General features: G+C 61.2%; 27 protein-coding genes. 7 read left to right on the top strand and 20 right to left on the bottom strand.

The annotated features are described in order from the left end of the window. Window positions 1-179 precede the first annotated feature (179 nt). Window positions 180-1,070: a PA4780 family RIO1-like protein kinase gene (locus tag NAV32_RS00570; RefSeq protein ID WP_256050850.1), complete on the top strand. Its 891-nt coding sequence runs from the start codon at window positions 180-182 to the stop codon at window positions 1,068-1,070. 209 nt (window positions 1,071-1,279) lie between these two features. Continuing rightward, window positions 1,280-1,744 carry a bacterioferritin gene (gene bfr, locus NAV32_RS00565; RefSeq protein WP_256050848.1) on the top strand — a complete coding sequence of 155 codons (465 nt, stop codon included), beginning with the start codon at window positions 1,280-1,282 and terminating at the stop codon, window positions 1,742-1,744. A 77-nt stretch (window positions 1,745-1,821) separates the two neighbouring features. Here the strand turns inward: bfr and cueR are convergent, their stop codons facing one another. Then, a complete protein-coding gene (gene cueR, locus NAV32_RS00560; RefSeq protein WP_256050846.1) occupies window positions 1,822-2,217 on the bottom strand; it encodes a Cu(I)-responsive transcriptional regulator in 396 nt (131 codons plus the stop codon). Then, a complete protein-coding gene (locus tag NAV32_RS00555; protein WP_256050844.1) occupies window positions 2,214-4,613 on the bottom strand; it encodes a heavy metal translocating P-type ATPase in 2,400 nt (799 codons plus the stop codon). Before NAV32_RS00555 ends, cueR begins: the two co-directional genes overlap by 4 nt. A gap of 153 nt (window positions 4,614-4,766) precedes the next feature. On the opposite strand from NAV32_RS00555, the gene NAV32_RS00550 reads away from it, so the two are divergent. Beyond that, a complete protein-coding gene (locus tag NAV32_RS00550; protein ID WP_256050842.1) occupies window positions 4,767-4,958 on the top strand; it encodes a heavy-metal-associated domain-containing protein in 192 nt (63 codons plus the stop codon). Window positions 4,959-4,987: 29 nt separating this feature from the next. Here the strand turns inward: NAV32_RS00550 and NAV32_RS00545 are convergent, their stop codons facing one another. The 3 genes from NAV32_RS00545 to NAV32_RS00535 form a co-directional block, all read right to left on the bottom strand. Then, entirely contained in the window at window positions 4,988-5,629 is a 642-nt protein-coding gene (locus tag NAV32_RS00545; RefSeq protein WP_256050840.1) for a TetR family transcriptional regulator, read from the bottom strand. Window positions 5,630-5,758: 129 nt separating this feature from the next. Then, window positions 5,759-6,706 carry an adenosine deaminase gene (locus NAV32_RS00540; protein WP_256050838.1) on the bottom strand — a complete coding sequence of 316 codons (948 nt, stop codon included), beginning with the start codon at window positions 6,704-6,706 and terminating at the stop codon, window positions 5,759-5,761. Window positions 6,707-7,150: 444 nt separating this feature from the next. After that, window positions 7,151-7,741: an IMPACT family protein gene (locus tag NAV32_RS00535; RefSeq protein WP_256050836.1), complete on the bottom strand. Its 591-nt coding sequence runs from the start codon at window positions 7,739-7,741 to the stop codon at window positions 7,151-7,153. Window positions 7,742-7,910: 169 nt separating this feature from the next. Here NAV32_RS00535 and NAV32_RS00530 point away from each other — a divergent pair, with 169 nt between their 5' ends. Further along, the gene (locus tag NAV32_RS00530; protein ID WP_256050834.1) at window positions 7,911-8,240 is read left to right on the top strand and encodes a four-helix bundle copper-binding protein; all 330 of its coding nucleotides are present in this window, start codon (window positions 7,911-7,913) and stop codon (window positions 8,238-8,240) included. 10 nt (window positions 8,241-8,250) lie between these two features. Here NAV32_RS00530 and NAV32_RS00525 read toward each other — a convergent pair whose 3' ends face one another. From NAV32_RS00525 to NAV32_RS00510, 4 genes are all read right to left on the bottom strand, one after another. Then, entirely contained in the window at window positions 8,251-8,685 is a 435-nt protein-coding gene (locus NAV32_RS00525; RefSeq protein WP_256050831.1) for a hypothetical protein, read from the bottom strand. Between the two features lie 69 nt (window positions 8,686-8,754). Further along, window positions 8,755-9,213, bottom strand: coding sequence for a DUF2214 family protein (locus NAV32_RS00520; protein WP_256050830.1), 459 nt, complete (start codon window positions 9,211-9,213; stop codon window positions 8,755-8,757). A 1-nt stretch (window position 9,214) separates the two neighbouring features. Beyond that, window positions 9,215-10,594 (bottom strand): MATE family efflux transporter, encoded by a 1,380-nt coding sequence (locus tag NAV32_RS00515; protein ID WP_256050828.1) that lies wholly within the window; start codon window positions 10,592-10,594, stop codon window positions 9,215-9,217. A gap of 63 nt (window positions 10,595-10,657) precedes the next feature. Next, complete coding sequence (locus tag NAV32_RS00510; RefSeq protein WP_256050826.1) at window positions 10,658-10,951, bottom strand: hypothetical protein; 294 nt, start codon at window positions 10,949-10,951, stop codon at window positions 10,658-10,660. 231 nt (window positions 10,952-11,182) lie between these two features. Between NAV32_RS00510 and NAV32_RS00505 the strand changes: the two genes are divergently transcribed. Next, the gene (locus NAV32_RS00505) at window positions 11,183-12,076 is read left to right on the top strand and encodes an SdiA-regulated domain-containing protein (protein WP_256051136.1); all 894 of its coding nucleotides are present in this window, start codon (window positions 11,183-11,185) and stop codon (window positions 12,074-12,076) included. A gap of 126 nt (window positions 12,077-12,202) precedes the next feature. Here NAV32_RS00505 and NAV32_RS00500 read toward each other — a convergent pair whose 3' ends face one another. The 6 genes from NAV32_RS00500 to NAV32_RS00475 all read right to left on the bottom strand — a co-directional run bounded on the left by NAV32_RS00500 (window position 12,203) and on the right by NAV32_RS00475 (window position 18,506). Beyond that, window positions 12,203-12,763, bottom strand: a complete 561-nt coding sequence (locus NAV32_RS00500; protein WP_256050824.1) for a DUF4136 domain-containing protein — start codon at window positions 12,761-12,763, stop codon at window positions 12,203-12,205. A 39-nt stretch (window positions 12,764-12,802) separates the two neighbouring features. Then, a complete protein-coding gene (locus NAV32_RS00495; RefSeq protein ID WP_256050822.1) occupies window positions 12,803-13,411 on the bottom strand; it encodes a DUF4136 domain-containing protein in 609 nt (202 codons plus the stop codon). A 20-nt stretch (window positions 13,412-13,431) separates the two neighbouring features. Continuing rightward, window positions 13,432-14,181 carry a methyltransferase gene (locus NAV32_RS00490; protein WP_256050820.1) on the bottom strand — a complete coding sequence of 250 codons (750 nt, stop codon included), beginning with the start codon at window positions 14,179-14,181 and terminating at the stop codon, window positions 13,432-13,434. Beyond that, window positions 14,178-14,483, bottom strand: coding sequence for a nucleotide pyrophosphohydrolase (locus NAV32_RS00485; RefSeq protein WP_256050818.1), 306 nt, complete (start codon window positions 14,481-14,483; stop codon window positions 14,178-14,180). The genes NAV32_RS00490 and NAV32_RS00485 overlap by 4 nt, the downstream gene beginning before the upstream one ends. A gap of 9 nt (window positions 14,484-14,492) precedes the next feature. Next, complete coding sequence (locus tag NAV32_RS00480; protein ID WP_256050816.1) at window positions 14,493-16,076, bottom strand: peptide chain release factor 3; 1,584 nt, start codon at window positions 16,074-16,076, stop codon at window positions 14,493-14,495. 303 nt (window positions 16,077-16,379) lie between these two features. Further along, entirely contained in the window at window positions 16,380-18,506 is a 2,127-nt protein-coding gene (locus NAV32_RS00475) for a TonB-dependent receptor family protein (protein WP_256050814.1), read from the bottom strand. 436 nt (window positions 18,507-18,942) lie between these two features. On the opposite strand from NAV32_RS00475, the gene NAV32_RS00470 reads away from it, so the two are divergent. Next, entirely contained in the window at window positions 18,943-20,106 is a 1,164-nt protein-coding gene (locus NAV32_RS00470) for a type III PLP-dependent enzyme (RefSeq protein WP_143509805.1), read from the top strand. Between the two features lie 169 nt (window positions 20,107-20,275). Here the strand turns inward: NAV32_RS00470 and NAV32_RS00465 are convergent, their stop codons facing one another. The 5 genes from NAV32_RS00465 to NAV32_RS00445 form a co-directional block, all read right to left on the bottom strand. Next, window positions 20,276-21,835, bottom strand: a complete 1,560-nt coding sequence (locus tag NAV32_RS00465) for a flavodoxin domain-containing protein (protein WP_256050809.1) — start codon at window positions 21,833-21,835, stop codon at window positions 20,276-20,278. Between the two features lie 103 nt (window positions 21,836-21,938). Then, window positions 21,939-22,814 carry a DUF4198 domain-containing protein gene (locus tag NAV32_RS00460; RefSeq protein WP_256050807.1) on the bottom strand — a complete coding sequence of 292 codons (876 nt, stop codon included), beginning with the start codon at window positions 22,812-22,814 and terminating at the stop codon, window positions 21,939-21,941. 162 nt (window positions 22,815-22,976) lie between these two features. Beyond that, window positions 22,977-23,486: a DUF2271 domain-containing protein gene (locus NAV32_RS00455; protein WP_256050805.1), complete on the bottom strand. Its 510-nt coding sequence runs from the start codon at window positions 23,484-23,486 to the stop codon at window positions 22,977-22,979. A 9-nt stretch (window positions 23,487-23,495) separates the two neighbouring features. Continuing rightward, the gene (locus NAV32_RS00450) at window positions 23,496-24,095 is read right to left on the bottom strand and encodes a PepSY-associated TM helix domain-containing protein (RefSeq protein WP_256050803.1); all 600 of its coding nucleotides are present in this window, start codon (window positions 24,093-24,095) and stop codon (window positions 23,496-23,498) included. Between the two features lie 124 nt (window positions 24,096-24,219). Next, window positions 24,220-26,352: a TonB-dependent receptor domain-containing protein gene (locus NAV32_RS00445; RefSeq protein WP_256050801.1), complete on the bottom strand. Its 2,133-nt coding sequence runs from the start codon at window positions 26,350-26,352 to the stop codon at window positions 24,220-24,222. On the opposite strand from NAV32_RS00445, the gene NAV32_RS00440 reads away from it, so the two are divergent. Beyond that, the gene (locus NAV32_RS00440; protein WP_256050799.1) at window positions 26,351-26,584 is read left to right on the top strand and encodes a hypothetical protein; all 234 of its coding nucleotides are present in this window, start codon (window positions 26,351-26,353) and stop codon (window positions 26,582-26,584) included. The genes NAV32_RS00445 and NAV32_RS00440 overlap by 2 nt on opposite strands. Window positions 26,585-26,586: the final 2 nt, after the last annotated feature.

Raw genomic sequence — 26,586 nt, 5'->3', positions numbered from 1 at the left:
CGAGGACGAACTGGGTCGAGCATGGCAGGCCTCCGCTGGCGATTGGGACGATTGTCCGCCTTGCGTGCGCCTGTGCCAATACGCCTTGCTGCGGCAAACTTGCGGGTGAGCATGGAAGCTCGCTGGTGATTACCGTAACCTGCAGACCTGTGTAGCCGAGAAGGGTCTGTAAATCGCTGATGAAAACGCCAAAACGACTCGAACCGCTGGTCGAGGATGGGCTGATTGATGAAGTGCTGCGCCCGCTTATGAGTGGCAAGGAGGCAGCGGTCTATGTGGTGCGCTGCGGTGAGGAGTTGCGTTGCGCCAAGGTCTACAAGGAGGCCAACAACCGCAGCTTTCGGCAGGCGGTGAAGTATCAGGAAGGGCGCAAGGTGCGCAGCAGTCGCGATGCCCGGGCCATGGCCAAGGGCTCCAAACATGGGCGCAAGGAAAAGGAGGAAAACTGGCAGAACGCCGAAGTGGCAGCCCTGTTTCGTCTGGCCGACGCGGGCGTGCGGGTGCCCAAGCCTTATGACTTTCTCGACGGCGTGCTGCTGATGGAAATGATCACCGGCGACGACGGAGACGCGGCTCCGCGCCTCAACGACGTGGAGCTACACCCCGACGACGCCCGAGAGTTTCATGCCTTCATGATTGGCGAAGTGGTGAAGATGCTCTGCGCCGGTCTGGTGCATGGCGATCTTTCCGAGTTCAACGTGCTGCTCGACGAACATGGCCCGGTGATCATCGATCTGCCGCAGGCAGTGGATGCGGCTGGCAACAATCATGCGCTTGAGATGCTTGAGCGTGATGTTGGCAATATGTCCGCCTACTTCGGCCAATTCGCGCCCGAGCTTCGGTTTACCCGTTATGCCAAGGAAATGTGGGCCCTGTATGAGGAAGGCAAGCTGACGCCGGAAACCGAACTGACCGGGGAGTTTGCCGAGCCGGAAGACGCTGCCGATCTGGATGCCGTCATGCGTGAAATCAAGGCGACCCTGGCGGAGCAGGCACGCAAGGAAGCACTGCGCAATGCCGTTGACGAGCCCTCCGACGAGCCGCCTGTGCCGCCGTGGATGCGCCACTGAGTCGATGACAAAGGGTTCGTGCTTCATGACCCTGTATCGTTTCAGTTTCCCATCCGGGCATCGCTCTGCTCGACGCAGTAGAGCCCTGTGCCAGCCAGGTGGTTCGTCCTTGACTGGCCAGTAGCCTTTTCCTGCGCCACCGCGCTGCTTGGTTCGGCGCGGATTGGGCGTATCATTACCCGGCATTTCAATGTCAGGAGAAAGTCGCAATGCAAGGTCAGCCCCTGGTTATCGAGTATCTGAAGGAACTGCTGCGTGGAGAGCTGGCCGCGCGCGATCAGTATTTCCTGCACTCGCGGATGTACGCCGATTGGGGCTTCAGCAAGCTCTACGAGCGCATCAACCACGAGATGGAAGAGGAAACCCAGCACGCTGATGCGTTGCTGCAACGCATCCTCTTTCTCGAAGGTACGCCTGACATGACACCCGATGCGCTCAACATCGGCCACAGCGTGCCGGACATGCTGCGCAACGATCTGGCGCTGGAGTACAAGGTGCGTGAGGCGCTGGCCAAAGGCATCGCCCTGGCCGAACAGCATAGTGACTATGTGACGCGCGATATCCTCGCCCTGCAACTGCACGACACAGAGGAAGACCATGCCTACTGGCTGGAACAGCAGCTCGGTCTGATCGACCGCGTCGGTCTGCAGAATTACCTGCAATCACAGGCTTGAACACCGCCTTTGGCAGCGAGCGTCCTGCAGTGGTCGGCAGCCGGTGATCCACACGCTCGGTCTGTAGCCTGCAGGTCTTACCGTCCACCCGACTCCAGATCCTTGAGAATGGGGCAGTCCGGGCGGTCATCGCCGTGGCAGGTATCGACCAGCTCCTGCAGCGTATCGCGCAGACTCACCAGCTCGTGGATCTTGCGATTCAGTGCCTGGATATGCGTCCCTGCCAGGGCTTTCACGTCGGCGCTGGCGCGTTGGCGGTCATGCCAGAGGGTCAGCAGTCTGCCCACTTCCTCCAGGGAAAAGCCCAGATCGCGCGAACGCCTGATAAAGGCGAGGCGGTGCAGGTCTTCTTCGTCGAAATGGCGGTAGCCGTTGGCGCTGCGACCGGTAGGTGAAATCAGCCCGATGGACTCGTAGTAGCGAATCATTTTTGCCGACAGGCCGGTGTGCCGTGCCGCCTCGCCAATGTTCATGGTCGATGCTCCTCGTCGTGATCCGGTTTCCAGCGCTTGAGCAGCAGGGCATTGCTGACCACGCTGACGCTGGACAGGGCCATTGCCGCGCCAGCGACCACCGGGCTGAGAAAGCCGAATGCCGCCAGCGGAATGCCCACCAGGTTGTAGATGAAAGCCCAGAACAGGTTCTGCTGGATCTTGCGATAGGTGTAGCGGCTTATTTCCAGCGCTGCCGGCACCAGACGCGGGTCGCCACGCATCAGGGTGATGCCGGCGGCGTGCATGGCCACGTCGGTGCCGCCACCCATGGCAATGCCAACGTCTGCGGCGGCCAGTGCCGGGGCATCATTGATGCCGTCGCCGACCATTGCCACCACCGCGCCGTCTTTTCTCAGCTGGGTAACAGTGGCAGCCTTATCCGCCGGCAATACTTCGGCATGTACGCTGTCGATCTTCAGCGCCTCGGCCACCACTCGCGCACTGCCACGGTTGTCACCGGTGATCAGATGGCTGCGGATATGGCGTGCATCGAGCGCGGCAATCGCTTCTGCAGCGCCCGGCTTGAGACTGTCGCCGAAGGCGAAAAGGCCCAGTATCCGGGGCTGCTCACTGGTTTCGATCAGCCAGGAAAGGGTACGGCCCTGAGCTTCCCAGGCTTCGGCCTGGCTGGTCAGCTCACCCGGCTGCAGACCGTTTTCGGTCAGCAGCCGCTGGTTACCAAGTGCCAGCGAGCGACCTTTAAGGGTGCCGGCGATGCCGCGCCCGGTCAGTGACTGGCTTTTTTCCACATCCGGCATCTCAAGGCCTTTTTCTGCGCAGCGATCGAGCACTGCGCGGGCCAAGGGATGCTCGCTGCCGCGTTGCAGCGCGCCTGCCTGACGTAGCAGTGCGGCTTCGTCGCCATCGACGGCATGCAGGTGGACGATGCGCGGTGTACCGGATGTCAGTGTGCCGGTCTTGTCGAAGGCCACAGCGGTGACCGCATGGGCGATTTCCAGCGCTTCAGCGTCCTTGATCAGAATGCCGTAGCGCGCCGCCACGCCGGTCCCGGCCATGATTGCCGCCGGTGTCGCCAGCCCCAGCGCGCAGGGGCAGGCGATAACCAGCACAGCGACGGCGTTGATCAAGGCAACTTCCGCCGTTGCGCCTGTCAGCAGCCAGCCGATGAGCGTCGCCAGGGCGATGACCAGCACTGCCGGGACGAACACCTGACTGACCTTGTCTACCAGTTTCTGAATCGGCGCCTTGGCTGCCTGGGCGTCTTCCACCAGGCGGATGATGCGGGCCAGCACTGTCTCGCCGCCCAGTGCGATGGTGCGCACCAGTAAGCGGCCTTCGCCATTGATGGCGCCGCCCGTGACGCGGTCGCCGGGCGCCTTGTTTACCGGCAGGCTCTCGCCGCTGATCAGTGCCTCGTCGGCCTGGCTTTCGCCTTCGACCACCTCGCCATCCACCGGGAAGCGCTCGCCGGGCTTGACCATGACCAGGTCATCGAGATGCAGCGCGGCGATGGCGACCTCTTCTTCACGGCCTTCAACGATGCGTATTGCCCGCTCGGGGCGCAAGGCTTCCAGAGCGCGGATGGCGGCGCTGGTCTGGCGCTTGGCGCGGCTTTCCAGATACTTGCCGAGCAGCACCAGGGCGATGACCACCGCCGAGGCCTCGAAATACAGGTGCGGCATCTCTCCGGCAGGCGCGACCCACCATTGATAAAGGCTTAAGCCATAGCCGGCGCTGGTGCCGATGGCGACCAGCAGGTCCATGTTGCCAGTGAGGGCGCGTACGGCCTTCCAGCCGGCCACGTAGAAACGCGCGCCAAGAATGAACTGCACGGGTGTGGCCAGCAGGAACTGCACCCAGGCCGGCAGCATCCAGTGCTGACCAAAGAGGTCGCCGAACATCGGCAGCACCAGTGGTGCCGCCAACAGCAGGGCTATGATGACCGTCCGCCGTTCGCGGTGCAGACGCTGATCGTTGTTGTCTCTCGCAGCCTGTTGCCTATCGCTGGCATGCGCCTTGTAGCCGGCGGCCTCGACGGCCTGGAGCAGTGTTGCAACTTCAAGCGTGGCGAGCGCTTCGATACGGGCGCGCTCGCTGGCCAGGTTTACCGTAGCGCTATGCACCCCTGGCACCTTGAGCAGGGCGCGTTCGACCCGGCCGACGCAGCTGGCGCAGGTCATGCCTTCAACGGCCAGTTCCAATGTCTGCAGCGGTACGGCATAACCGGCCTTTTCCACAGCCTGGATCAGTTTGATCAGGGGGCTTTCACTGCTTTCAATGTGGACCTGTTCGGTCGCAAGGTTAACTGAGGCGCTGGCAACGCCCGGCACCTTGAGCAGGGCGCGCTCGACCCGTCCGGCGCAGCTGGCGCAAGTCATCCCGCTGACAGGCAGTGTGTGGGTGGAACTGGGCATGGTGGGCTCCTGCTGATTCATGCCTGCCATGATCAACCCTTACCTTGGGTGAAGGTCAAGCCCTGCAGGACTGGCTCAGCAGCTCTTGACCTTGTCATTATGGCAAGCATGAGAATGGCCGGGTCTTCAACAATAGCGATACAGGAGAACGTCATGCAGACATTCAACGTAAGCGGCATGACCTGCGGACATTGCGAGCGCGCCGTGATCAATGCAATCAAGGCGCGCGATGCAGAGGCCCAGGTTCGGGTTGATCTGAAGGCGGGGACGGTGCAGGTCGAGGGCAGTCTGAGCGAAGCGGCGATACGTGAGGTGATTGAAGAAGAGGGCTATTCAGCCCACTGATTCAGCCTGTCTGGCGGGCGCTGCAGTGCTCAGGCTGTTGGCAAGAGTCGCGCTTTTTCGTCCCAGTCGCGTATCAGACCGCGAAACAACGGGTCGATCAGCGCGGCGCTGTCGGTTTCGGGATCATACAGCGAGGCGTCTCGGGTCCAGTCGCTGAACAGACCGACCAGCAGCGCATGAAGCGTGAGGGCGGCGAGTCGCGGCGTCACTCCCGGGTGTAGATTGTTGGCTGCTCGTTGCAGCAACTGCTCGCACAGATCAATGAATTGATTGATGAACGCCTGGTGACGCTCTTCGGCTTCACGCAGTTCCTCTGTGAACTCGCAGCGATGCAGCAGGATGGTCATGATCCGGCGCTTTTGCTCGTCCCTGGCCAGCGCCCGCAGGCCTTCGATACAAAGATTGCGCAGCGCCAGCAAGGGCTGCTGCTGGTTGCAACTGCAGAGCCGTTCATTCATCTGCTCGGGTGGCAGGCGCACCTGGTTGAGCATTTCGTGAAACAGGTGAGCCTTGTTCTGAAAGTGCCAGTACACCGCGCCGCGCGTCACGCCGGCGTCACGTGCGATCTGGTCGAGACTGGTATGTGCCACGCCCTTGTCCAGGAACAGCTTCTCGGCAGAGGCCAGTAGGGCCAGGCGGGTTTTTTCGGCGTCTTCTTTGGTTCTTCGCATATTTGACTACGGCAGCCAAAGGCTACATTAAGGCCGTTGCGGGCGAATGGTGCTGCGCTTGTAGGGGTTGCACAGGTTTACAGTCACTTGTGTATGTAACAGCATCCGCCTCGCTCTGTAAACGGTCTGCTAAGCCAGGCGTGCGTCCAGGCTGTTCTGCGCCAGCCTCCGCGCCTGGTCTTCGGTCATGCCCAGACTTTTGTGCAGGGCCATGAAATTCTCTGTCACGTAGCCGCCGAAGTACGCCGGATCATCGGAGTTGACCGTAACCTTCACGCCCTGCTCCAGCAGCTGCAGGATGTTGTGCTGGCTCATGTCGTCGAATACACGCAGCTTGGTATTGGACAGTGGGCAGACGGTCAACGGGATCTGTTCGTCAATCAGGCGGGCGATCAGCCTGGGGTCTTCGGCGGCGCGCACGCCATGGTCGATGCGGCGGACCTTGAGCAGGTCCAACGCTTGCCAGATGTACTCGGGCGGACCCTCCTCTCCGGCATGGGCGACTGCGAGAAAGCCGTCGGCGCGGGCTTTGGCGAATACACGCTCGAACTTGCTTGGCGGATGACCGACTTCGGAGCTGTCCAGCCCAACGGCGAAGAACGCATCGCGATAGGGCATTGCCTGCTCCAGTGTTCTGAAGGCTTCCTCTTCAGACAGATGGCGCAGGAAGCTGAGGATCAGGCCACTGCTGATGCCCAGCAGTTCACGTCCATCAGCCAGGGCATCGCTGATGCCGCGTATCGCTACTTCGAAGGGAACGCCCCGATCGGTGTGGGTTTGGGGATCAAAGAAAGGCTCGGTGTGCACCACGTTCTGTTCTTCGCATTTTTGCAGGTAGGCCCAGGTAAGGTCGTAGAAATCCTGCTCGGTGCGCAGCACGTCCGCGCCACGGTAATAGAGGTCGAGAAACTCCTGGAGGTTGCCGAACGCATAGGCGCTGCGCAGGGTATCGACGTTATCCCAGGGCAGGGCGATCTTGTTGCGTTCGGCCAGACTGAAGAGCATTTCAGGCTCCAGCGAGCCTTCCAGATGGAGGTGCAGTTCGGCTTTGGGTAGGGTGTTGAGCCAGTCGTACATAGGGGCGTTCTCATCGGCGTTTGCCACATTCTAGTGGTCAGGTGCAGCGAAAGGGCAACCGAATCCAACAGGAAGGTAGATTGCCGGCGTATGGCAGCGTGATGAACATGATGTGACGCTGGTGAAAAAATGATCAGAATTGACCGGCGCAGCAACCATCAGTGTTCGCTGGGTTATTCCCAGTGTTATCCACAGAGTTCTCCACTTAATCGGGGTATAACTCCATGGTTGACAAGGGCGTGAAAATGACACTCCGGATTTTTATGGAAAACCCTCAAAACATTTATTTATCAGTAGGTTGAGTGGCTGATTTGGCATTTGGAGCGAGCTTTGCTCACTAAATCGACAACTTCGTGAAAGCCGCGCCATTAGGCTCTTGCAGCCACTCATCAAAAGGTTATCCACAGCGAATTCAACAACAAATGTGGGCAACGTGAAGCATGATCAGTCATCAGCAGCCGACAGATGGCTGCGGCCCCGACTGATGTCGGCCAGCAGTTGTTGCAACCCGGCCCGCTGTATCTCGGGCACGGCCAGTTTCAACTCGGCGCCTTCGGCATCGAAGGTTTCGCTTTCGATAAGCGCATCGTGCTCTTCCAGGCGGGCCTTGAGCAGGGCCAGTTCGGAAAAGCGGCAGTGGCATCGGTAAAGGGATCGGGATACCAGTTCCAGGCGCTCGCCACCCTGCAGGCATTTCGCCGCCGAGCCGCCATAGGCCCGCGCCAGACCACCGGTGCCGAGCTGTATGCCACCGAACCAGCGAATCACCACCACCACGACCTGATCGCAGTCCTGGCTTTCGATGGCGCTGAGCATTGGTCGGCCCGCTGTGCCGCCGGGTTCGCCGTCGTCGCTGAAACGATAGCGATTGCCAATCTTCCAGGCCCAGCAATTATGCGTCGCGCTGCTGTCGCTGACTGCATCGATAAATGCCTGGGCTTCTTCCGGACTCGATACCGGTGCGGCCTTGGCCAGGAAGCGGCTCTTGCGGATGGTTTCCTGGAATTCGCTGGGCGCGGCTAGGGTGAACGTCATGACTGCGGAAGGTATGGACTTGGGTGCGCCATTGTAACGGTCAACTCCCGCAGCGCCATTGATCGATCTGCTGGAACTTTGCAAAGCCTGTGGCCCATCAAACGAATGAGAGATGCTCCGCGGAAAATCCGTTGGCAGTCCATTAATCCATCACAGAGGAGACTATCCCATGCTCAATCCAGACCATGAGGCCTGCATCAAGGCCTGTTCCAACTGTGCGTTGATCTGTGAAACCTGCGCCGCCTCTTGCCTGCGCGAGGAAGACGTGAAGATGATGGCGCGCTGCATCGAGCTGGATCGTGACTGCGCCGACATCTGTTCGCTGGCCGCCGTGCTGATGACCCGCGACAGCGGTCATGCAAAGGCTGTCTGCGAACTGTGTGCTCAGGCGTGCCATGCCTGCGCCGAGGAGTGCAGCAAACATCAGGCCGATCATTGTCAGGCCTGTGCAGAGGCCTGCCGGCGCTGCGCCGAGGCGTGCGAGCGTATGGCTGCCTAAGCAGCCAGTCTTAATCGGAGGGTGACTGTTCTGAACCAGCCCCGCCCGGCGACTCCGTAGCCGGGCTTTCCACACTCTGGTTAGCGGCATGACAGGTCAGTTCGGCGAAGGGTTCGTCAGGGGAGTAGTCGCCTGGAACGCGTTCGACACGTTGGCTCTTCGGGGTCAGGTTGAACACCGGCGGGGCTGAAGTGCTTGCCCTTGCTTCGTCCGGCACATGAAATTCGCAGGTCACCATTTCGTCAGTGTTGTTCATCACGCGAATTGCCCTGATGCCCACCAGCTCGCCGCCGGCTTCGGTCGTGGCGGTCGGCACGCCCATGGCACTGACTTCGATATCCAGCCCGTTCAGATGGGCAATAACTTCCGGTTTAGGTGTCTGGGCCAGTGCGACCGACGCGTACATGCAGAGGGCGAAGCCACCGGTGGTGAGATGCTTGATCATGAAAACCTCCTTCGGGAACGCAGCTTGGAGGCTCTCGCTGGCCGAGAGTTCGCTTTGACTGCCAAGCGATCAGCGCAGCATTACTCCGAAGCCTCGTGTCATCAGGGCGGCAAATAGCGGGATCAATAGCAGGGTGAACAGCTCGATACGGATGATCAGTGTCACCCGCCGCGCGCTGCCTGGTGTCAGTGCAGGAACTTCGCCAGCCTTCAACGCCGAGCGCCATCTGAAAAAGGTCAGAGTGGGGTAGAGCGATAGCAGAGCAACGGCGATGAACAGCCCGACCTTGGTGTGGAACAGGCTGTTGTTGAGGTAGTAGTCCAGCCCTTTTCCGTAGCGCATGGCGCGTGCGGCGCCGGTGAACAGCACCAGGCCGGCAACGATGCCGAAAGCGATATCCACGCGGTACAGGCTGCGTGCCCGCTCGAAATCCAGCGGCTGGCGAAGCAGCTGATGTTCGAGCACCAGCAGGGCGAAGAGTAAAAGAATCGCCACGAAGTGCAGGTAGGCGACCACGGCATAGACCATGTCAGGGACCTTTTGGTATGGGCTCGGTGGGCGTGGCGTGAGGTATATCGAACCATTGCCGCTGGCGTTGCAGGCGCCGGGCGATGGCGCCCAGACATATCCCGCGTAACAGCATGAAGGCGAGAAAGGCCATCCACAATCCATGATTGTCCATGCCTTGCAGCAGCCAGCCCAATGGTAGCGAAATCGCCACGGCCAGGAGCATGGCGTTGCGCATTTCGCGGGCGCGGGTGGCGCCGATGAACAGGCCATCGAGCAAATAGCTCCACACGGCCACCAGCGGCAATGCGGCCAGGTATGGCAGGTAGGTGATGGCCATTTCGCGCACGTCGGGGATATCGGTCTGCAACTGGATGAACAATGAACCGCCGAGCAGAAAGAACAGGCCAAAGGCAAGGCTGGCCAGCAGCGACCAGCCTCCTGCCACAGTCAAGATCCGTCGCAGCTCCAGGTGATTCCGGGCGCCGATGGCATGGCCGCTGAGTGCTTCGATGGCGTGTGCCAGGCCGTCGAGAGCATGGGCAGTAAGCAGCAGGCCATTAAGCAGCAGCGCGTTGGCCGCGACGGTGGTGTCGCCCAGACGCGTGCCCTGCACGGTGACGAGAAAGAACACCAGTTGCAGCGCCAGTGAGCGCAAAAAGATATCGCGATTGGCTGACATCAGCGGCTTCCAGTTCGCCCACAGGCGCAGCGCCTGCTGGTCCAGTCGGCCCGGATGGCGGCGCAGGGCGCCGCGCGTGAGGGCCAGTCCGACGGCCAGTCCGCTCCATTCGGCAATCACCGAGGCGCGTGCGGCTCCGGCGACGCCCCATTCCAGGCCGATGACGAACCAGAGGTCCAGTACGATGTTGATCAGGTTGGTGGTGAGCAGAATAGCCAGCGGCGCTCGGGCATTCTGGGCACCGAGAAACCAACCGATAAGCGCCATGCTGCCCAGCGCCGCGGGGAGCCCGAACAGGCGTGTATGGAAGTACACCTGGGTCAGGTGATCGAGGTCAGCCGAGGGCTGCATCAACTGCAGGGCCAAACCCTTGAGGGGCAGCGCAACGAGACTCAGCAGCAGGGCAAAGCCGAATGCCAGCAGTAAGCCCTGCAGCAATACCTGGCGCAGGACACCGCCATCGTTGCGACCGGCTGCCTGTGCAGCGAAACCGGTGGTACCCATGCGCAGGAAGCCCATCACCCAGACCAGCAGTGTATAGAGGCTGCCGCCCACGGCCACCGAGGCCAGCTGATGCGCATGGGGCAGATGACCGATCACCGCGCTGTCCACCAGCGCGACCAGGGGTACGGAAAGATTGGACAGAATCATCGGCGCAGCCAGCGCCCAGACACGTCGATGAGTGGGTGCGTGCCGCCAGGCATCAAGCAACCGGAACATTGCGGGCCTCCAGAACAGCCCGCAACTATACCGAAGCTTGTGGCTCGAAGCTTGCCGCTGCTGTCAGTGGATCAACCAGCTCAGCAGCCATAAGCCCAGAAACAGCCAGATCAGCGCTGCGATGACCGAACCCCGGAGCAAGGCCCGCAATGCAGCCACCAGCAGCATCAGGCCGATGAACAGCGCGAACAGGCTGATCAGCGACTGGTCGATGCCCAGCGTGCGTGAGAGGCCTTCCAGGAAGTTGCTCCCGGCGCCGGCCAGGAACCCGAAAATGCCGCTCAGGGCGTCGACGATGTAACGAATAACGGTGCCGAGCGCCTCGCCCAGCCACTCGAAAAAGCCTTCCACCCGCATGCTGCTCTCCATTGTCGCTCGCACGGCTGCTGGGGCGTTGGGCCATCAATCCGGCTTGCAGTTCCGCAGTTGTTGAACTTGGCGCCCTGCCTGCCGGTCCATGATGGGCTGTCGGCTGGCGATGAGAGTGCCACGCAATTGTAATCCTTTCCGTTCAGGCTGCTGGCCTGCCTCCTCATGAGATAGACCATGACGATCCATACCGGGGTGCGCGCTTCGGGACTTTCCGGAATGCGCCCGAAACTGTGGCCGCTTGGCCTGCTGGCTGCCGGCCTGCTTTATGCCGTCTCGGCGATGCATCTGGATGAGCGGGCGTTCTATGCGCTCAAGTCCGCCTGGCATGAAAACAGCTGGGAGGCGCGTAGCCTGTGGCTGCCCGAGTACCAGGTGCGGGTCGATGCGCTGCCCGTGGCATCGGTCGCCAACAACCTTTCCGGACTGACGTTCGATGACCGTCGCAACCACCTCTGGGCGGTGCTGAACAATCCCGAGGAACTGATCGCGCTGGACAGGGATGGAACCTTCCTGGCGCGTTATCCCTTGAGTGGCTTTGTCGATGTCGAGGGTATCACCTACCTGGGCGACGATCTGCTGGTGATGGCCGAAGAGCGCAGCCAGTCGCTGGTGATTGTGCCGGTGCCGCAAGCACCTGGCGCGCTCCAGCGCGAGGACTACGCATCGATTACGCTGGCATTGGGTGACGGTGAAAACAGTGGTTTCGAAGGCGTTGGTTACGACCGGAGCGGTGATCGGCTATTCGTGGTCAAGGAGCATTCGCCGCGCAAGCTCTACGAAATCCAGGGCATCAGGGCCAGCCTGAGCGGCCAGATGAATCTGAAGATCATCGACCGTGAAGCCTGGATTGAGGACAAGGGCATGGCCAGCGACCTGGCCTCCGTGCATTTTGATGAGCGCACCGGGCATCTGGTATTGCTCAGCGAGGAAGCGAAGCTGCTGATGGAGCTGGACGCCAACGGGAGCCTGGTCAGCTATCGCTCGCTCTGGCGCGGATTCGCCGGACTGGAGAGCAGCGTGCCGCAGGCGGAGGGTGTGACCTTCGATGCAGGTGGCGATATGTATCTGGTGAGCGAACCCAATCTGTTCTACGCCTTCGAGCGCAAATAAAAACGATCAAACGCCGCTTGATTCGCTGCGCTCATCCCTTTGGGCGAGCCTGTGGCGGGTACTCCCGCTGGTCGTTGCGCCTTGTCCTGCCTGCCTCGTCTAGGTTTTTAACGGCCTGATTACGCTTTATCTCGGCGGATATTGCGAGAGCACACGGGCAACGGCTTCACGCAGCATGCTGGCCCGCTCCTGGGGACCACCCGGATCGCTGCGCAGGGTCTGTTCGGTACTGCCGCGCCATATCAGCTTGCCGTCATCGGCGTCGTAGAAGTCGATCTGCAAGGTACCGACCTGATAGTGCAGGGTGCGGGTGTCGGTATACATCGGCCCGCCCCAGTAACCATGCCACGGGCTGCCCCAGGCCCCCATCGACGTCGAGCTGTATTGCTGGGTGCGTTGCTCGACGATGAACCATGCCTGCACCCGTACGTCTGCGCTGCTGCCGGTCTGTGCCTGGCGCAGGCCACGCTGGTCGAGCTGCTCGGTGACGGCGCTGCGGATGCGCTGCTCGGTGAGATCACTCTTGATGCGTGGATCATCCGGACGGTACTGCAGGCCTGGCTCCTGCCAGTCCCAGCTGCGATAGGCGGCGTAGTCCCGTTGCGGATCGAAATCGCGTTGCACCTGGCTAGTCTGGCAGGCAACCAGCAACGCCAGCAGGGGGAGGATCATCAGTGTGCGGAGCATGTGGCTATCTCCTCGGGGTGCCGTGTTCGGCTGTATGCGTCAACGCGGTGGATAGTCGGCCAGTGCACGATTGATCGCCTCACGGGCGGCGTTCTTGCGCTCGGCCTGTTTGGCGGCGCTGCGAGATTCGGCCTGATTGCTCCAGACGGACTGACCGGAGGCGGTGTCGAACATCTCGATACGCACCGACATCACCTCTTCCTCGTAATTGCGCACGACGGGTACGCTGCCGCCGACGCCGTAGCCGCTGCCGTATCCATAGCCGCCACCATAGTGACCCACGCCGACGCGAGAACCGTAATCATCATAGACCTGCCGCACCCGCGTCTGCAGGCTGGCGCTGGTACTGATCTGCACATCGCCTAGGGAGCCGCTCGGCGCCGGGCGCAGGCCACGTTGATCGAGCGCACCGGCAACCATCTCCTGCAGTTCTTCGCCGGCAAGCGAGGCTGCACCGGCGGGCGGGGTGCGCCAGCTCCAGCTCTGGTAACTGGAAAAATCCCGGGGTGTGGCCGGATAGATCGGGGACTGGATCTGTTCGACAGGTGGCGCCGGCGGAATCGGTGCGGATTCGCTGGTATAGGGATTGCTGCTCTGGCAGGCCGCAAGACTCAGGCAGATCAGGGATAACGCTGTACGCTTGAGCATCGATGTCTCCCAGCTGCTGTTCAGTGCGGTCGACACAGCCAGTGCAGGTAGCGGCCCAGGCCGGCAAAGGCTGGGTGACGGCGATAGGCCAGTTCCATTTCCACCAGTTCCTGCTGTCTGGCGCGTATCTGAAAATCGTGCGGCATGTAGTCATGGAAGACCCGCACACCACTGCTGCTTTCGACCCACCAGTGGGGCGCAAGTTGCGCCGCCAGCTCGCGCGGATCAAGTGGGCGTTGCGGGGTCAGGCTCTGGCGTTCGCCAGCGAAGTTCTGACGGCGAAGCTTCTTGAAACTGCCCTTGAGCAGGTTGCGATAGATCAGCGCATCGCGGTTATAAAAAGCCAGCGACAGCCAGCCATCGCTGGTGATCAGGCGACGCAGCACCGGCAGGATCGCCTCGGGCTCGGCCAGCCACTCCAGCACGGCGTGGCAGATGACCAGATCGAAGCGGCCTTCGACATGCTGTTCCACATCCTGCCAGGCAGTCTGGATAAAGGCCGCCGTCTGTCCTGCAGCAGCGAAACGCTCGCGCGCGCCTTCAAGCATCGGTTCGGCCGGTTCGGCGAGTGTGACTTCATGGCCCTGCTGGGCCAGCCAGAGGCTCATATGACCAAGCCCGGCGCCAACATCCAGCACTCGCAGCGGGCGTTGCGGCAGGGCCTCGGCAAGATCGGCTTGCAGCACGGCAAGCCGGATCGCACCTTTGCTGCCGCCATAGATTTTTTCGGCGAAGCGGGTGGCCAGCTCGTCGAAATGGCGATCACTCATCGCACGAAGCGCCGCTCGTTGTCGCTCAGCTTGGCCAGCAGTGCCTGCTCCATGTCGATGCCCAGTTCGCTGCACATCAGCAGCAGGTACATGAGAATGTCACCGACTTCCTGCCCGGCGTGTTCGAGCTTGTCGGCAGGCAACTGGCGGGATTCGTCCTCGGTGAGCCACTGGAAGATTTCCACCAGCTCCGACATCTCCACGCTGGCGGCCATGGCCAGGTTCTTCGGGCTGTGGAAACGCTGCCAGTCATTGTGATCCCGGATGGCGTGCAGACGCTGGAGGATGGTTTCGATATTCATGGCCGGGGATCAATGATGCTCGCGGGTGGCGCGGAATTTCACGTCCGGCCAGCGTTCTTCCATCAGCGCCAGATTGACCCGCGTGGGCGCCAGGTAAGTCAGGTGTCCGCCGCCGTCGATAGCCAGGTTCTCATAGGCCTTGTCGGTGAATTCCTTGAGTTTCTTCTCGTCGCTGCACTCGATCCAGCGCGCCGACCAGACGTTGATGGCCTCGTAGGCGCATTCCACCCTGTATTCCTCCTTCAGGCGGCTGGCGACCACGTCGAACTGCAGCACACCGACCGCACCGAGGATGATGTCGTTGTTGCGCTCGGGGAAGAACACCTGTGTCGCGCCTTCCTCTGCCAGCTCCTGCAGGCCCTGACGCAGTTGCTTGGATTTCAGCGGGTCTTTCAGGCGCACGCGGCGGAACAGTTCCGGCGCGAAGTGCGGGATGCCGGTAAAGCTCAGGTTCTCGCCTTCGGTGAAGGTGTCGCCGATCTGGATGGTGCCGTGGTTGTGCAGGCCGATGATGTCGCCGGCCCAGGCTTCTTCGAGCATTTCGCGTTCGCTGGAGAAAAAGGTCAGGGCATCGGCGATGCGCACATCCTTGCCCAGACGCGCATGGCGCATCTTCATGCCCTTTTCGTAATGGCCCGAGCAGATGCGCATGAAGGCGATGCGGTCGCGGTGCTTGGGGTCCATGTTTGCCTGGATCTTGAATACGAAGCCGCTGAATTTTTCTTCGACCGGCTCGACCACCCGCTCGTTGGCAGCGCGCGCCAGCGGCTTGGGTGCCCAGTCGACGATGGCGTCCAGTACATGATCGACGCCGAAGTTGCCCAGCGCAGTGCCGAAGAACACCGGCGTCAGCTGGCCGGCGAGGAATTCCTCACTGTTGAATTCGTGGCAGGCGCCCTGCACCAGTTCCAGTTGTTCGATGAAACGCTCGTACTCGTCGCCGATGTGCTTGCGCGCTTCGTCGGAGTCGAGTTTCTCGATGATTTTCACCTCGGTCCGCTCATGGCCGTGGCCAGGGGTGTAGACGATGATGTAGTCGTCCGCGAGGTGATACACGCCCTTGAAGTCACGGTAGCAGCCGATGGGCCAGGTGATGGGCGCGGCCTTGATCTTCAGCACCGCTTCGATCTCGTCGAGCAGTTCGATCGGGTCGCGAATGTCGCGGTCCAGCTTGTTGATGAAACTGACGATGGGCGTGTCGCGCAGGCGGCAGACGTCCATCAGCGCGATGGTGCGCGGCTCTACGCCCTTGCCGCCGTCGAGCACCATCAAGGCGCTGTCCACCGCAGTCAGGGTGCGGTAGGTGTCTTCGGAGAAGTCTTCGTGGCCGGGGGTGTCGAGCAGGTTGATCATGTGTTCGCGGTAGGGGAACTGCATCACCGAGGTGGTGATGGAGATACCGCGCTGCTTTTCCATTTCCATCCAGTCGGACGTGGCGTGGCGGTCGGATTTACGCGACTTCACCGTGCCGGCAACCTCGATGGCCTTGCCCATCAGCAGCAGGCGTTCGGTAATGGTGGTCTTGCCCGCATCGGGGTGGGAGATGATCGCGAACGTACGGCGCTTCGCGACTTCAGCGGCCTGGGTGGTCATGAACGGCAAAACCTGCTTTTGGCAAAACGGAAAAGTCGTCGATTATACGCGAGTCGTATTTGCAGGTCGCGAACTGTAGGGGGAAGCTCAGGGCAATCGCATGAGCGGGGTACAAGAGAAGGTGAAAACGCTGCCTCATCTACCTGTAGGAGCGAACTCGTTCGCGAGTGTTGCTTTGCGGCACGGAGTTTTCGCTAAAGGCTCGCGAATAAATTCGCTCCTACAAAAGGCCCTGTTTTTCACCGCATGGCGTGCTTGTCGGCAAGCCATGTGGTGATCTGTCAGGCGCTTTCCGATGAACCGTCAGAAGTTGAAGGTCACGCCCGCCAGAATCGAGCGCGGCGCGCCGGGACGGATGCCTTCCTGGATATCGGCGATGTACAGCTTGTCGGTCAGGTTGCGGCCCTGGATCCAGAGGGTGGTGTCCAGGCGTGTCGGCAGCTTGTAGCTGGCGCGTGCCGAGAGCAGGGTGTGGCTGGGCACGCGCCCGGCATCGTCCTCGTCGCCGCTGGCGGTGATCGGTCGGGTGTTTTCGATATCGGTATAAAAAGCGCCAAAGTGGCTGAGGGTGGTGCTCAGATGCCAACCGGCGGTGTGCTCCAGGCCCAGGGTCAGGCTGCCGTTGTAGCGCGGCACTTCCGGGACATCGTTGCCCTTGAGTGGGCCGTTGCTGAATTTCGCATTGGTGTAGTTCATCGCGACTTCGGCAAAAGCATTGAGCGGTGAGTCGTACCAGGCCCAGGAGTCGATTCGCGCGCCAAGATCCAGACCGTAGACCCGTGAGTCGGCGGCATTGACGAACAGCGCATCACCGAATTCGTCGACCTCTTTGCGGATCAGGGTGTCCTCGATGCGGTTGTAGAACAGCGCCATGTCGAGGCTGACACCCTTGAGGGCGCTGCTGCGCAGGCCGATCTGGCTGTTGATGCCGGTTTCCGGGGTCAGCGGGAATTCATCACTGCGAGCCGAGGCCGGGGCATAGCCGCGGTGGATGCCGGCGTAGACCTCGCTGTTGTCGAAGCCGCTGTAAAGCAGGCTGATGCCGGGCAGCAGCAGGCTGTTGCTGTCCTTCTTGGTCACGCCTTCGTCATCGTCACCAGGGCGGAAATTGGTCTTGTTGTACTGGTTGAACGTCTCGAAGCGCAGGCCGGGGGTGATGGCCCAGTCGCCGCGGCTGATGGTGTTCTGTGCAAAGGCGGAAATGGCTTCGGCATCGTAGGTCATCAGACGGCCATCGCGGGTGTAGCCGTTTTCGCCGGCATGGGCATAGACCTCGCCACGATTGCCTTCCTTGAGTGCTTCGCCGGGACGGCCTACCGGACGGCGGTCGGCGAAGCGGTGCTTCTCGTAGCGAATGCCGGTCTGGATGCGATGATCAAGGCCAAGGGCGGAAATGCCGCCGATATCCAGCCGGCTGTCCAGGCCAAGGGTGTGGTAACGGCGATCACGACCTTCCATCACGCCGCCTTCGTCCGGTGCGGTGCCGCGGGTCTGGAAGCGCGGGCGATCCAGTTCGGTGGCGAAGACTTTCGAGGACAGGCGAACGTCGTCGCTGATCTGGTAGTTGTGGGTCAGGTCAAGCTTGTAGTAGTCCACCGAGATGTTGTTGTACTCGCGGCCTTCGTCCAGGCGCTTCTTGCCGCGTGGGTCTTCGCGGTACTGCTGCAGCGAGAGGTTGCTTTCATCGTAGCCCTGGCTGCGTTCGCGAAAATAGGTGGCCGAGGCGGCGAGCTGGTGGCTGTCGTTGAGCTGCAGCTCGAAGCCGCCGTAAAAGTCGTCGAACTCGTGTTCTTCCACGTCGAAGGTGCCGTCGGCCTCTTTGCCGGTGTAGCTGAAGACCATGCCCAGCGGGCCTTCCGTGCGGCGGTGGCTGATGTGGCTCTGGCGCGTACTCTGGTTGCCAGCGGCCAGTTCAACACGGGTCTGTGGCTCGGCAGTTGGCCGCAGGTTGCGGAAGTTGATGATGCCGTGATTGTTCAGCGGACCATGAATGATCTGCCCGGCGCCCTTGAGCACCTCGACCTGTTCCAGGCGTTGCAGCGGCGGCGTGTAGTGGGCGCCGGAATCGAGATAGGCGCTGTTGTTGATGGGGGTGCCGTCCTCCAGCAGCAGCACCTTGCGTGAGCGCCGCGGTGGCGCGCCGCGCACGCCGATGCCCGAGCGCAGGCCGAGCACATCGTCATCGATGGTGCGCACGCCGGGGACGAAGTCGAAGGCGTCATGCAGGGTATAGGGCTTGTAGGTGTCGACGGTTTCCCTTGACAGCAGGTTGGCCGCGCCGGGTGTTCCCTGAATGCTTTCCGGAACCATGCTGCGCACGTCCAGGCTGGGCAGTTCCAGGGGGGCAGGGTCCTGTTGGGCCAGTGCAATGGCAGGCATGCACATCATCAGAGACAGCTGAAGAAGCGTCGGGTAAGGGCGGGAGCTCATAATTGTTATGTCCTTGGTGGGCAGCTTTTCGCGACCCATGGTCGATCAGCCGGCTAGGGCCGGGAACTGACCGTTGGCTCCGTTGACTTAATACTTTTGTTGGGCTTCGTTGGTGAATGCCCGCGGGAATTTTTCCCGAAAAAGGCCGGGAATAATTCCCGAAGGGAGCGCGCAGCCCCGCTGAAACATCGATGCCTTCCATCTGTGGTAAACAGGTGGAAATCGACTCTTGACCCCTGTGGCGCTTGGTCTTATGGTTCGCGCCCGAACGTCCATGCTGGCAACGATCCATCCGGCTCAAGTACTGACGACGAGAGACCTCAAGGGGTTCTCGGCGACACAGCCTTGGGAAGTAGGCGAACCAAAGTGGGGAAACTGATCAGGCGTTCTTTCCATCCCTAATCCGACTTTACGTTTTCCCGATTTGGAGCCATGCATGTCGATCAAGATCGAAGATTATTATTCCCGTCCCACCTTCCAGAAAATGAAGGCGTTTGCCGACCAGCACGAAACCCCTTTCGTGGTCATCGACACTGCCACCATCGACAAGGCCTATGACGATCTGCGTGCCGGATTTGACTTCGCCAAGGTCTATTACGCGGTCAAGGCCAACCCAGCGGTCGAGATCATCGACCTGCTCAAGGACAAGGGTTCGAGCTTCGACATTGCCTCGATCTACGAGCTGGACAAGGTGATGTCCCGTGGCGTCGGCCCCGAGCGCATCAGCTACGGCAACACCATCAAGAAAGCCAAGGACATCCGCTACTTCTACGAGAAGGGCGTGCGCATGTTCGCCACCGACTCGGAAGCCGACCTGCGCAACATCGCCAAGGCGGCACCGGGCTCGAAAGTCTATGTGCGCATCCTCACCGAAGGCTCGACCACCGCTGACTGGCCGCTGTCGCGCAAGTTCGGTTGCCAGACCGATATGGCCATGGACCTGCTGATCCTGGCACGCCAGCTGAAGCTCGAGCCCTATGGCATCTCCTTCCACGTCGGTTCGCAGCAGCGCGATATTTCCGTGTGGGACGCCGCTATCGCCAAGGTCAAGGTGATCTTCGAGCGCCTGAAGGAAGAAGACGGCATCGAGCTGAAGATGATCAACATGGGTGGCGGCTTCCCGGCCAACTACATCACCCGCACCAACAGCCTGGAAACCTACGCCGAGGAAATCATCCGCTTCCTCAAGGAAGACTTCGGCGACGAGCTGCCGGAAATCATTCTTGAGCCGGGCCGCTCGCTGATCGCCAACGCCGGCATCCTGGTCAGCGAAGTGGTGCTGGTGGCGCGCAAGTCCCGTACTGCCGTCGAGCGTTGGGTATACACCGACGTCGGCATGTTCTCCGGCCTGATCGAAACCATGGGTGAAGCCATCAAGTTCCCGATCTGGACCGAGAAGAAGGGCGAGATGGAAGAAGTGGTCATCGCCGGCCCGACCTGTGACAGCGCCGACATCATGTATGAGAACTACAAGTACGGCCTGCCGCTGAACCTGGCCATCGGCGACCGCATGTACTGGCTCTCCACCGGTGCCTACACCACCAGCTACAGCGCGGTGGAATTCAACGGCTTCCCGCCGCTGAAGGCTTATTACCTCTAAGCGCCGATGCAGGACCGAACGCCGCGATTTTCGCGGCGTTCTTGTTTAAGACTCGGGCAGCCGTTGGCCCGCCTTTCGCCGCGAGGGCGCGGCTCTCACGGTTTGGTGCGGCTGGCTGGCTTTTTTGTGGGAGCTCTGCCCTCGGGGCGAAGCTTTTCCGGCGTCGTGGTCAGTACAGGTCGCGCCGATAGCGTCCCTGCTCGCTCAGCTCATCGAGCTGTGCCTCGCCCAGCAGACCGACCAGTATCTGCTGGACCTCGCGGCCCATGCCTTCGAGGCTGCCGCAGATGTAGATGGCCGCGCCATCGGCAACCCAGCGACGCAGTTCGTCCGCGGCATCGCGCAGCAGGTGCTGGACGTAGATTTTCTGCGCCTGGTCGCGGGAAAAGGCCAGATCGAGCCGCTGCAAATGCCCTGCTTGCAACCAGCCCTGCAGCTCGTCATGCAACAGGGTGTCGTGGGCGGCGTTGCGCTCGCCAAACAGCAGCCAGTTGCGTGACGCTGTACCGAGACGTTCGCGCAGGTGCGCGCGCAATCCGGCCAGCCCCGTGCCGTTGCCGATCAGGATCATCGGCACCTGTGGCGCCGGCCCGTGAAAACCCGGGTTGCTGCGAATGCGCAGGTCCAGCCTGTCGCCAATCGCCGCATGCTGACAGAGCCAGCCTGAACCGATACCGGGTTGTCCATTCGCGTGCCGGGCTTCGCGTACCAGTAGCTGTACCTCGCCTTCGGCGGGAATCGAGGCGATGGAGTATTCGCGATGGGGCAGTTGCGGCAGGGCCAGCAGCGCTTCGATAGTGCAGCCTCGCAGCTGTTCAAGCTCAGGGGGAAGGCGTCGCGAGGCGAGGGCGCCGGCCAGGGTTTGCTCGTTCTCCAATAGCTGGTGTGGGGCGAACCCCAGTTGCTCCAGCACTTCCGTCATGGCTGCCAGTGAATGCTGCGGGCCGACCTCGGCGATGTCGCCTGCGCGCCAGTGCGGCATCCCGGCCTCGGGGCGAAGGCGCAGTTGAAAGATTGGAGCGCCGAGACTGCCGGGGTTCAGCCGTTCACGACTGTCCAGTTGCCATGGCTGATAGGGCGCCGGCTGCCAGTCGCTGAAATCGCTGTGCCCGCTGATATGCCCCAGCTGGTGCTGCCAATGGCGCAGCGAACCGGCCTCGGCGCGGTCAACGTCCAGCCGGTCGAACAGCGGTTGGGCGCCCAGTTCGCGCAACCGGGTGTCGAGTCGCCGGCCGAAACCGCAGAAGTGTCGGTACTGACGGTCGCCCAAGGCAAGCACGGCAAACTCGACATTGGACAGATCGCAGTCGACTGCCAGCAGCTGTCGCTCGAAGCGGGCCGCATTGTCCGGCGCCTCGCCCTCGCCATAGGTACTGACGATAAACAGCACCCGCTGCCGTCGGGGCAGGGCGTTCCGGTCCAGCGCATTCAATGGCTGGATTTCCACCGCGACGCCCGCATGGCGCAGCTGTTCGCCGCTGCGCTCGGCAAGCTCTTGCGCCTGGCCGCCCTGGCTGGCATAGGCGATCAGCCATGCGCTGCTGTCGCCGGCAGAAAGGTTGTGGGTGCGGCGATGCCTTGCCCGGATATGCAGGCAGAAGACGAGGTAGGCGACAACCACCAGCAGGGCCGATAGCTCTCGTGCCGGTTGCCAGTACAGCAGCAGGACCGCGAGTGTCAGGCAGGCCAGCAGGGGGGCGTAGCGTGCAGACGGGAAGGAGCGAAGCACGTCAGGGTGTCTCGGCTTGATGGGGAGTCGGCATAGTGTGCAGCGCTGTGCGTATGCCTGGCCGGGCATTCGGGCTGGACCTGGCCGGTCCAGCCCGAATGGCTCAGGGGGCCAGGACTTCCAGCGTGGCGCTGTAGCTGGCGCGCCGCTCGGTGGCTGGCTTGGCCACGCCCTTGTCGGTCTTCAGCTCGGCTTCCAGCCAGTACATACCGGCCTGCGGCCAGGTGATGCTGACCTTGCCCTGAGCATCGGTGCTGGCATTGATCTCGCCCAACTGATCGCGGTAGCGGTTGCCGCCGGGTATCACGCTGATCTCCACGTCGGCAGCGGGCTTGCCGTCCAGAAGGAAGACGAACTCGGCGGCTTCCCCGGCGAACAGGTCGTTGGGGTGGGTCACTGGCGCCAGTTCAAGGCCCTGGCCGGTGGGCTTGAGCACGCTTTCGGTGGGGTTGCCGGAGGTGACGAATACTTCCATGCGGCTGCTGGTCTGGCTGATCTTGAGATCTTCGGCGTTGGCCGGCACGTCCTTGGCGAAATTCTCTGCGGTGCCCATCCAGCGGCGCAGCTCGCCTTTTTCCTTCCAGCTGGCGAACAGGCCGCTGTTGGCGACGGCCAGCTTGTAGGTGCCTTTCTGGCTGAGCTGTACATCGAAGGTGCTGCGATAGCGGCCGATGCTGCCATTCTGGGCGCTCGCATGCGAGCCGTCCGGGGCGACGATCTGCAGTGCCGGGGTCGGGCGTGCGCGCATGCCGGGCGGGCCGCCAGCGGGTGCCTGGGCTGCATCGCCGATGCCCTGAAGGCGCAGCGGCACATGCTCGAAGTAGAACAGGTCGTTGGAAACGGCGGCGTCCACGGTGATCCAGGGCTCGTCTCCGGAAAGAACGGTGGCTGAGGGCAGCATCCAGGCTCGGTGCGCCTGGGCGGAAAGCGGCAGGCAGATGGCGAGGGCCAGGGTGGTCCATTTGATCATGGGGTTCATGGTGGGCTTCCTTATTGTTAAACAGGCCGATTGAAAAACGTAGGCGAGGCAGGCAAGACAAGGCAAAAACAGGCGAGGACGCGGAGTTTAGTGATCTAAATGAGCAGTCCGAGCCTGTTTTTAACGCCGTATTGCCAACGCAGGTAGTTTTTCAACGGTCTGTCAGGGGGTGAGCGTGAGTGTGATGGCGCCCAGCTCGCTTTCGCCTTGAATGCTTTGGGTCTCGGTCTGCTGCGGCGGCCAGCTGAACGGCAGGCGCAGCAACTCGCGGCCACCGACTTCGCGCACCGCTTCCACTACCAGGCGGTATTCGCCAGCGGGCAGAGCTTGCAGGGGCGTCCGGCTATCGCTGAATTTCAGGCTGTGAGTGCCCACTGCGCGGGTCGCTGCGCTGAGGCCGTCCACCGGCATTTCCAGGCTGCGACCGCTGCGACGCCACCACTGGCGCAGGTCCTTGAGCCATTTCTCGCCTTCCTTGTCCTTCAATTTGAGGTCGTACCACACTGCCAGATCGGCGGCATGGCTCTGGTCCGGTTTTTCCAGCCAGATCGCCACATAGGGGCGGTGGTATTCGGCCACCTGCAGGCGTGGGATTTCCACGGTCACGTCCATGTCCGCCGCCAGCAGGGGAGCGCTGAGCAGGGCGAGGGGCAGCAGCAAGCGTTTGGGCATGAGGAGTCCTTAATGAATGAAAAGCAGCGCCAGCAGCAGCGGAATGACCAGCCCCAGCCCCACCAGTGGCCAGGTTGTCGGGCGTCCCGCCGCGTGGCGTTGCAACAGCAGCAGCCCGGTCAGGCTGAAGACCACGCAGGCTGCGGCGAAGATATCGATGAACCAGCTCCAGGCCGTTCCGGTATTACGGCCCTTGTGCAGGTCGTTGAGGTAGGAAACCCAGCCACGGTCGGTGGATTCATATTCGAGCTCGCCGGTTTCCAGCACCAGACTCAGCCAGGCATCACCACCGGGACGGGGCAGGGCGACATACAACTCGCCGTCACTCCATTCCGCTTCGCGGCTCGTTAGGTCGATGTTCAGCGCGCTTTCCAGCCAGGCCTGCAGTTCGTTCGGCAGGCCCTCGACAGGCTGATCGGCCAACAAGCGTTGCTGCAGGGATTCCGGCAATGAGGCCGTGCGTGCGATGACTTGCGGGCTGGCCTCGATCTGCGCCGCATGGTTGAGCGTGATGCCTGTCACCGCGAACAGCAGCATGCCAACCAGGCACAGCGCAGAGCTGATCCAGTGCCATTGGCGCAGAGTGCCGAGCCAGGGGATGGGGAGCATCGAGAAGCCTTAATGCAGCGAAATCCTGAGGAAGGATTCTAGAAACAATCGGTGCACAAATGCGAATGATTTACCAACACTATACATTTGCATCGGCCCGCATGATGCGGGCCGATACTAGTGCTTAGAAGTTGTAGGTAGCGGAGAGCCAGAGGCGACGACGTTCCTGGTTGTTGTTGTATTCGTTACCGTAGGCAACAAGGCCTGCAGCGTTGCTGGCGTAGGGCTGGTAATCGATGAAGTCCTTGTCGAACAGGTTGTAGATGGTCGCGCTGACGTCGAGATTATCGCTAACCCTGTAGCTGCCGCCGAGGTGGAACAGGGTGTAGGCCTTGTAGTCACCAAAAGCATCGTAGCCGTAGTCGCGTGCTACGCCGGTGCGGCGGAAGCGCTCGCTGCGGTACTCGCCACGCAGCCAAGTGCTCAGACGGTCGGTTGCCTGCCAGTCAAGCTTGGCGTTGACCATGTGCTCGGGTGTGCTGTTGAGCGGCCAACCCTTGTTGACGCCACTCTTCTGCTCGGTATCAGTGTACGTGTAGTTGGCGCTAAGGCTCCAGGCAGGAGCGAATCGCCAGCGACCTGCGATTTCGACACCCTTGGTGACGGCTTCATCGACGTTGACCGCCTTAGAGAAGGTCGGCGCTGCGGCTTCCCAGCCCGGCCCGATATCCACGCAGCTTGCACTGTTATTTACACGGCAGTTGTCCACTGTGGTGGTGGATAGCTTGTCTTCGAACTTGTTGTGAAACAGCGTCACATTGGCGTTGAAGTTTTCCAGAGTGTCAAAATAGACGCCGAACTCACTGCTACGGCTGGTTTCCGGCTGCAAGTCTGGGTTGCCGATCAGAGGCATGCGGCCCTGACGGCCAAAGCCGTTGATACCGTCAGCCAGGTCCTCAAGGTCCGGCGCCTTGAAGCCTTCGCTGACACCACCTTTAAGTGTCCAATTGTCGCTGGCATTCCAGACGAGGTAGGCGCGTGGACTGGTGTGGCTGCCAAACTTGTCGTGATCGTCACGACGAACACCGACAGTCAGAGCAAGGCTGTCGAGCATGCGCCATTCGTTCTCTACGAATACCGATTTCATGCGGTGCTCGAATTTATCCAGCACCACGCCGTCGAGCATCTCGGCTTCCCAGTACTGGCCCCCGACTGTGAGGTTGTGGTCACCGATAGGCATCATCAACTTGGTATCGAAGATGGTGTTTTCCGATTCCAGCTTTCGCGGCCCGCCAGCGACGATGCCCGGCGTGTTGAGCAGTGCGGGGATCAGGCGGCCCTTGGTTTCGGTGGTGCTGCGCATTAGGCTGGAATCCAGCGTACCAAAGCTGAAACGACCGGTATGGGAGAGGCTGTACTGTTCGCGGTTGTAGCGCTGCTCTTCCTCGTAGCCTCCCGCGGCGCCCAGGGTGCCCATCTGTCCTTCGCTATTGTCGTACCACTGCTTGTTCTGTTCGTAGTCTAGGCTAATGTCGTGGTCAGCATTAGGCGTAAAGGTTAGACGACCGCCTGCGTTCCAAATGTCCGACCCGACCGGATTGGCACCCATACCGGGCGCCACGGTTTCGCCTGTCGCTGAGTTGTCGTACTCGATATTTGAGTCGTCACGCTCGAAATATTTGCCGCGCAACGTCAAGCCAAGCTTGTCCTCGATAAGAGGGCCGCTAAGGTAGACTTCGGTGGCACGGCTGTCACCGTATTCTTGGTGCTCCTGCAAGGTTGTCTCGGCGCTAACCGAGCCCCCCCATTCCTTGCCGACCTTCTTGGTGATGATGTTGATAACGCCGCCCATGGCATCGGAGCCGTAGAGCGTGGACATTGGGCCACGGATGACTTCGATACGTTCGATGGCCGAAATGGGTGGCATGAAGCTAGTCTTGGTTTCGCCGAAACCGTTCGGTGTCACGTCCCCTGCTGCGTTCTGACGACGTCCGTCTATAAGGATGAGCGTATAGGCGCTACCCATGCCGCGGATGCTGATATTCAGGCCGCCGGTCTTACCGGCGTTGTCGTTAACGTCCACGCCTTCGACATCAGCCAAAGCGTCGGCCAGGCTGGCGACTCGCTTAAGTTTTAGCTCTTCACCAGTAATTACACTGATACTTGCCGGAGCATCGGTGATCTTCTGTTCAAAACCGGAGGCGCTGACGACCATCGCGTCCAGGTTTACCGGGGTTGTTTCAGCAAAAACTGACAAGCTCAGGCCGCAACCGACAAGAGCAGTAGCCAGTGCCGAGCGGGTGAAGGGGACGTACATGCGCGGATCCTTTGTTGTTGAGAATCATTCCGGTGCGCATGATAGTTATTCGCGAATAGGAATTCCTTACAAAAGATTTACCACCATGGCTATTTGCTTGCTCGACCAGGCTGGAAAGCCCTATTTTCAAAGGTCTGAGCAATTGTTTCAATTTGTTACGAGTATTTTTCGAGAGCTCGGCGACAGCGTAACAATTGGCACGCCGGCATCTATTGATGCGCTTGCAGAGTGACC

Source organism: Stutzerimonas stutzeri, assembly GCF_024448695.1.
Taxonomy (GTDB): domain Bacteria; phylum Pseudomonadota; class Gammaproteobacteria; order Pseudomonadales; family Pseudomonadaceae; genus Stutzerimonas; species Stutzerimonas stutzeri_T.
Note: the sequence above shows the minus strand (reverse complement) of the source record. Positions and strands in the feature narration are given on the sequence as shown.

What these genes read in the sequence shown, in the direction of transcription:
- NAV32_RS00535 (WP_256050836.1), bottom strand. Translation starts at nt 7,741, where the DNA reads ATGACGTTCACCCTAGCCGCGCCCAGCGAATTCCAGGAAACCATCCGC.
- NAV32_RS00440 (WP_256050799.1), top strand. Translation starts at nt 26,351, where the DNA reads ATGCGCGGATCCTTTGTTGTTGAGAATCATTCCGGTGCGCATGATAGT.
- NAV32_RS00530 (WP_256050834.1), top strand. Translation starts at nt 7,911, where the DNA reads ATGCTCAATCCAGACCATGAGGCCTGCATCAAGGCCTGTTCCAACTGT.
- NAV32_RS00540 (WP_256050838.1), bottom strand. Translation starts at nt 6,706, where the DNA reads ATGTACGACTGGCTCAACACCCTACCCAAAGCCGAACTGCACCTCCAT.
- NAV32_RS00460 (WP_256050807.1), bottom strand. Translation starts at nt 22,814, where the DNA reads ATGAACCCCATGATCAAATGGACCACCCTGGCCCTCGCCATCTGCCTG.
- bfr (WP_256050848.1), top strand. Translation starts at nt 1,280, where the DNA reads ATGCAAGGTCAGCCCCTGGTTATCGAGTATCTGAAGGAACTGCTGCGT.
- NAV32_RS00570 (WP_256050850.1), top strand. Translation starts at nt 180, where the DNA reads ATGAAAACGCCAAAACGACTCGAACCGCTGGTCGAGGATGGGCTGATT.
- NAV32_RS00470 (WP_143509805.1), top strand. Translation starts at nt 18,943, where the DNA reads ATGTCGATCAAGATCGAAGATTATTATTCCCGTCCCACCTTCCAGAAA.
- NAV32_RS00525 (WP_256050831.1), bottom strand. Translation starts at nt 8,685, where the DNA reads ATGATCAAGCATCTCACCACCGGTGGCTTCGCCCTCTGCATGTACGCG.
- NAV32_RS00550 (WP_256050842.1), top strand. Translation starts at nt 4,767, where the DNA reads ATGCAGACATTCAACGTAAGCGGCATGACCTGCGGACATTGCGAGCGC.
- NAV32_RS00520 (WP_256050830.1), bottom strand. Translation starts at nt 9,213, where the DNA reads ATGGTCTATGCCGTGGTCGCCTACCTGCACTTCGTGGCGATTCTTTTA.
- NAV32_RS00505 (WP_256051136.1), top strand. Translation starts at nt 11,183, where the DNA reads ATGCGCCCGAAACTGTGGCCGCTTGGCCTGCTGGCTGCCGGCCTGCTT.
- cueR (WP_256050846.1), bottom strand. Translation starts at nt 2,217, where the DNA reads ATGAACATTGGCGAGGCGGCACGGCACACCGGCCTGTCGGCAAAAATG.
- NAV32_RS00480 (WP_256050816.1), bottom strand. Translation starts at nt 16,076, where the DNA reads ATGACCACCCAGGCCGCTGAAGTCGCGAAGCGCCGTACGTTCGCGATC.
- NAV32_RS00455 (WP_256050805.1), bottom strand. Translation starts at nt 23,486, where the DNA reads ATGCCCAAACGCTTGCTGCTGCCCCTCGCCCTGCTCAGCGCTCCCCTG.
- NAV32_RS00490 (WP_256050820.1), bottom strand. Translation starts at nt 14,181, where the DNA reads ATGAGTGATCGCCATTTCGACGAGCTGGCCACCCGCTTCGCCGAAAAA.
- NAV32_RS00510 (WP_256050826.1), bottom strand. Translation starts at nt 10,951, where the DNA reads ATGCGGGTGGAAGGCTTTTTCGAGTGGCTGGGCGAGGCGCTCGGCACC.
- NAV32_RS00555 (WP_256050844.1), bottom strand. Translation starts at nt 4,613, where the DNA reads ATGCCCAGTTCCACCCACACACTGCCTGTCAGCGGGATGACTTGCGCC.
- NAV32_RS00445 (WP_256050801.1), bottom strand. Translation starts at nt 26,352, where the DNA reads ATGTACGTCCCCTTCACCCGCTCGGCACTGGCTACTGCTCTTGTCGGT.
- NAV32_RS00495 (WP_256050822.1), bottom strand. Translation starts at nt 13,411, where the DNA reads ATGCTCAAGCGTACAGCGTTATCCCTGATCTGCCTGAGTCTTGCGGCC.
- NAV32_RS00515 (WP_256050828.1), bottom strand. Translation starts at nt 10,594, where the DNA reads ATGTTCCGGTTGCTTGATGCCTGGCGGCACGCACCCACTCATCGACGT.
- NAV32_RS00500 (WP_256050824.1), bottom strand. Translation starts at nt 12,763, where the DNA reads ATGCTCCGCACACTGATGATCCTCCCCCTGCTGGCGTTGCTGGTTGCC.
- NAV32_RS00475 (WP_256050814.1), bottom strand. Translation starts at nt 18,506, where the DNA reads ATGAGCTCCCGCCCTTACCCGACGCTTCTTCAGCTGTCTCTGATGATG.
- NAV32_RS00450 (WP_256050803.1), bottom strand. Translation starts at nt 24,095, where the DNA reads ATGCTCCCCATCCCCTGGCTCGGCACTCTGCGCCAATGGCACTGGATC.
- NAV32_RS00485 (WP_256050818.1), bottom strand. Translation starts at nt 14,483, where the DNA reads ATGAATATCGAAACCATCCTCCAGCGTCTGCACGCCATCCGGGATCAC.
- NAV32_RS00545 (WP_256050840.1), bottom strand. Translation starts at nt 5,629, where the DNA reads ATGCGAAGAACCAAAGAAGACGCCGAAAAAACCCGCCTGGCCCTACTG.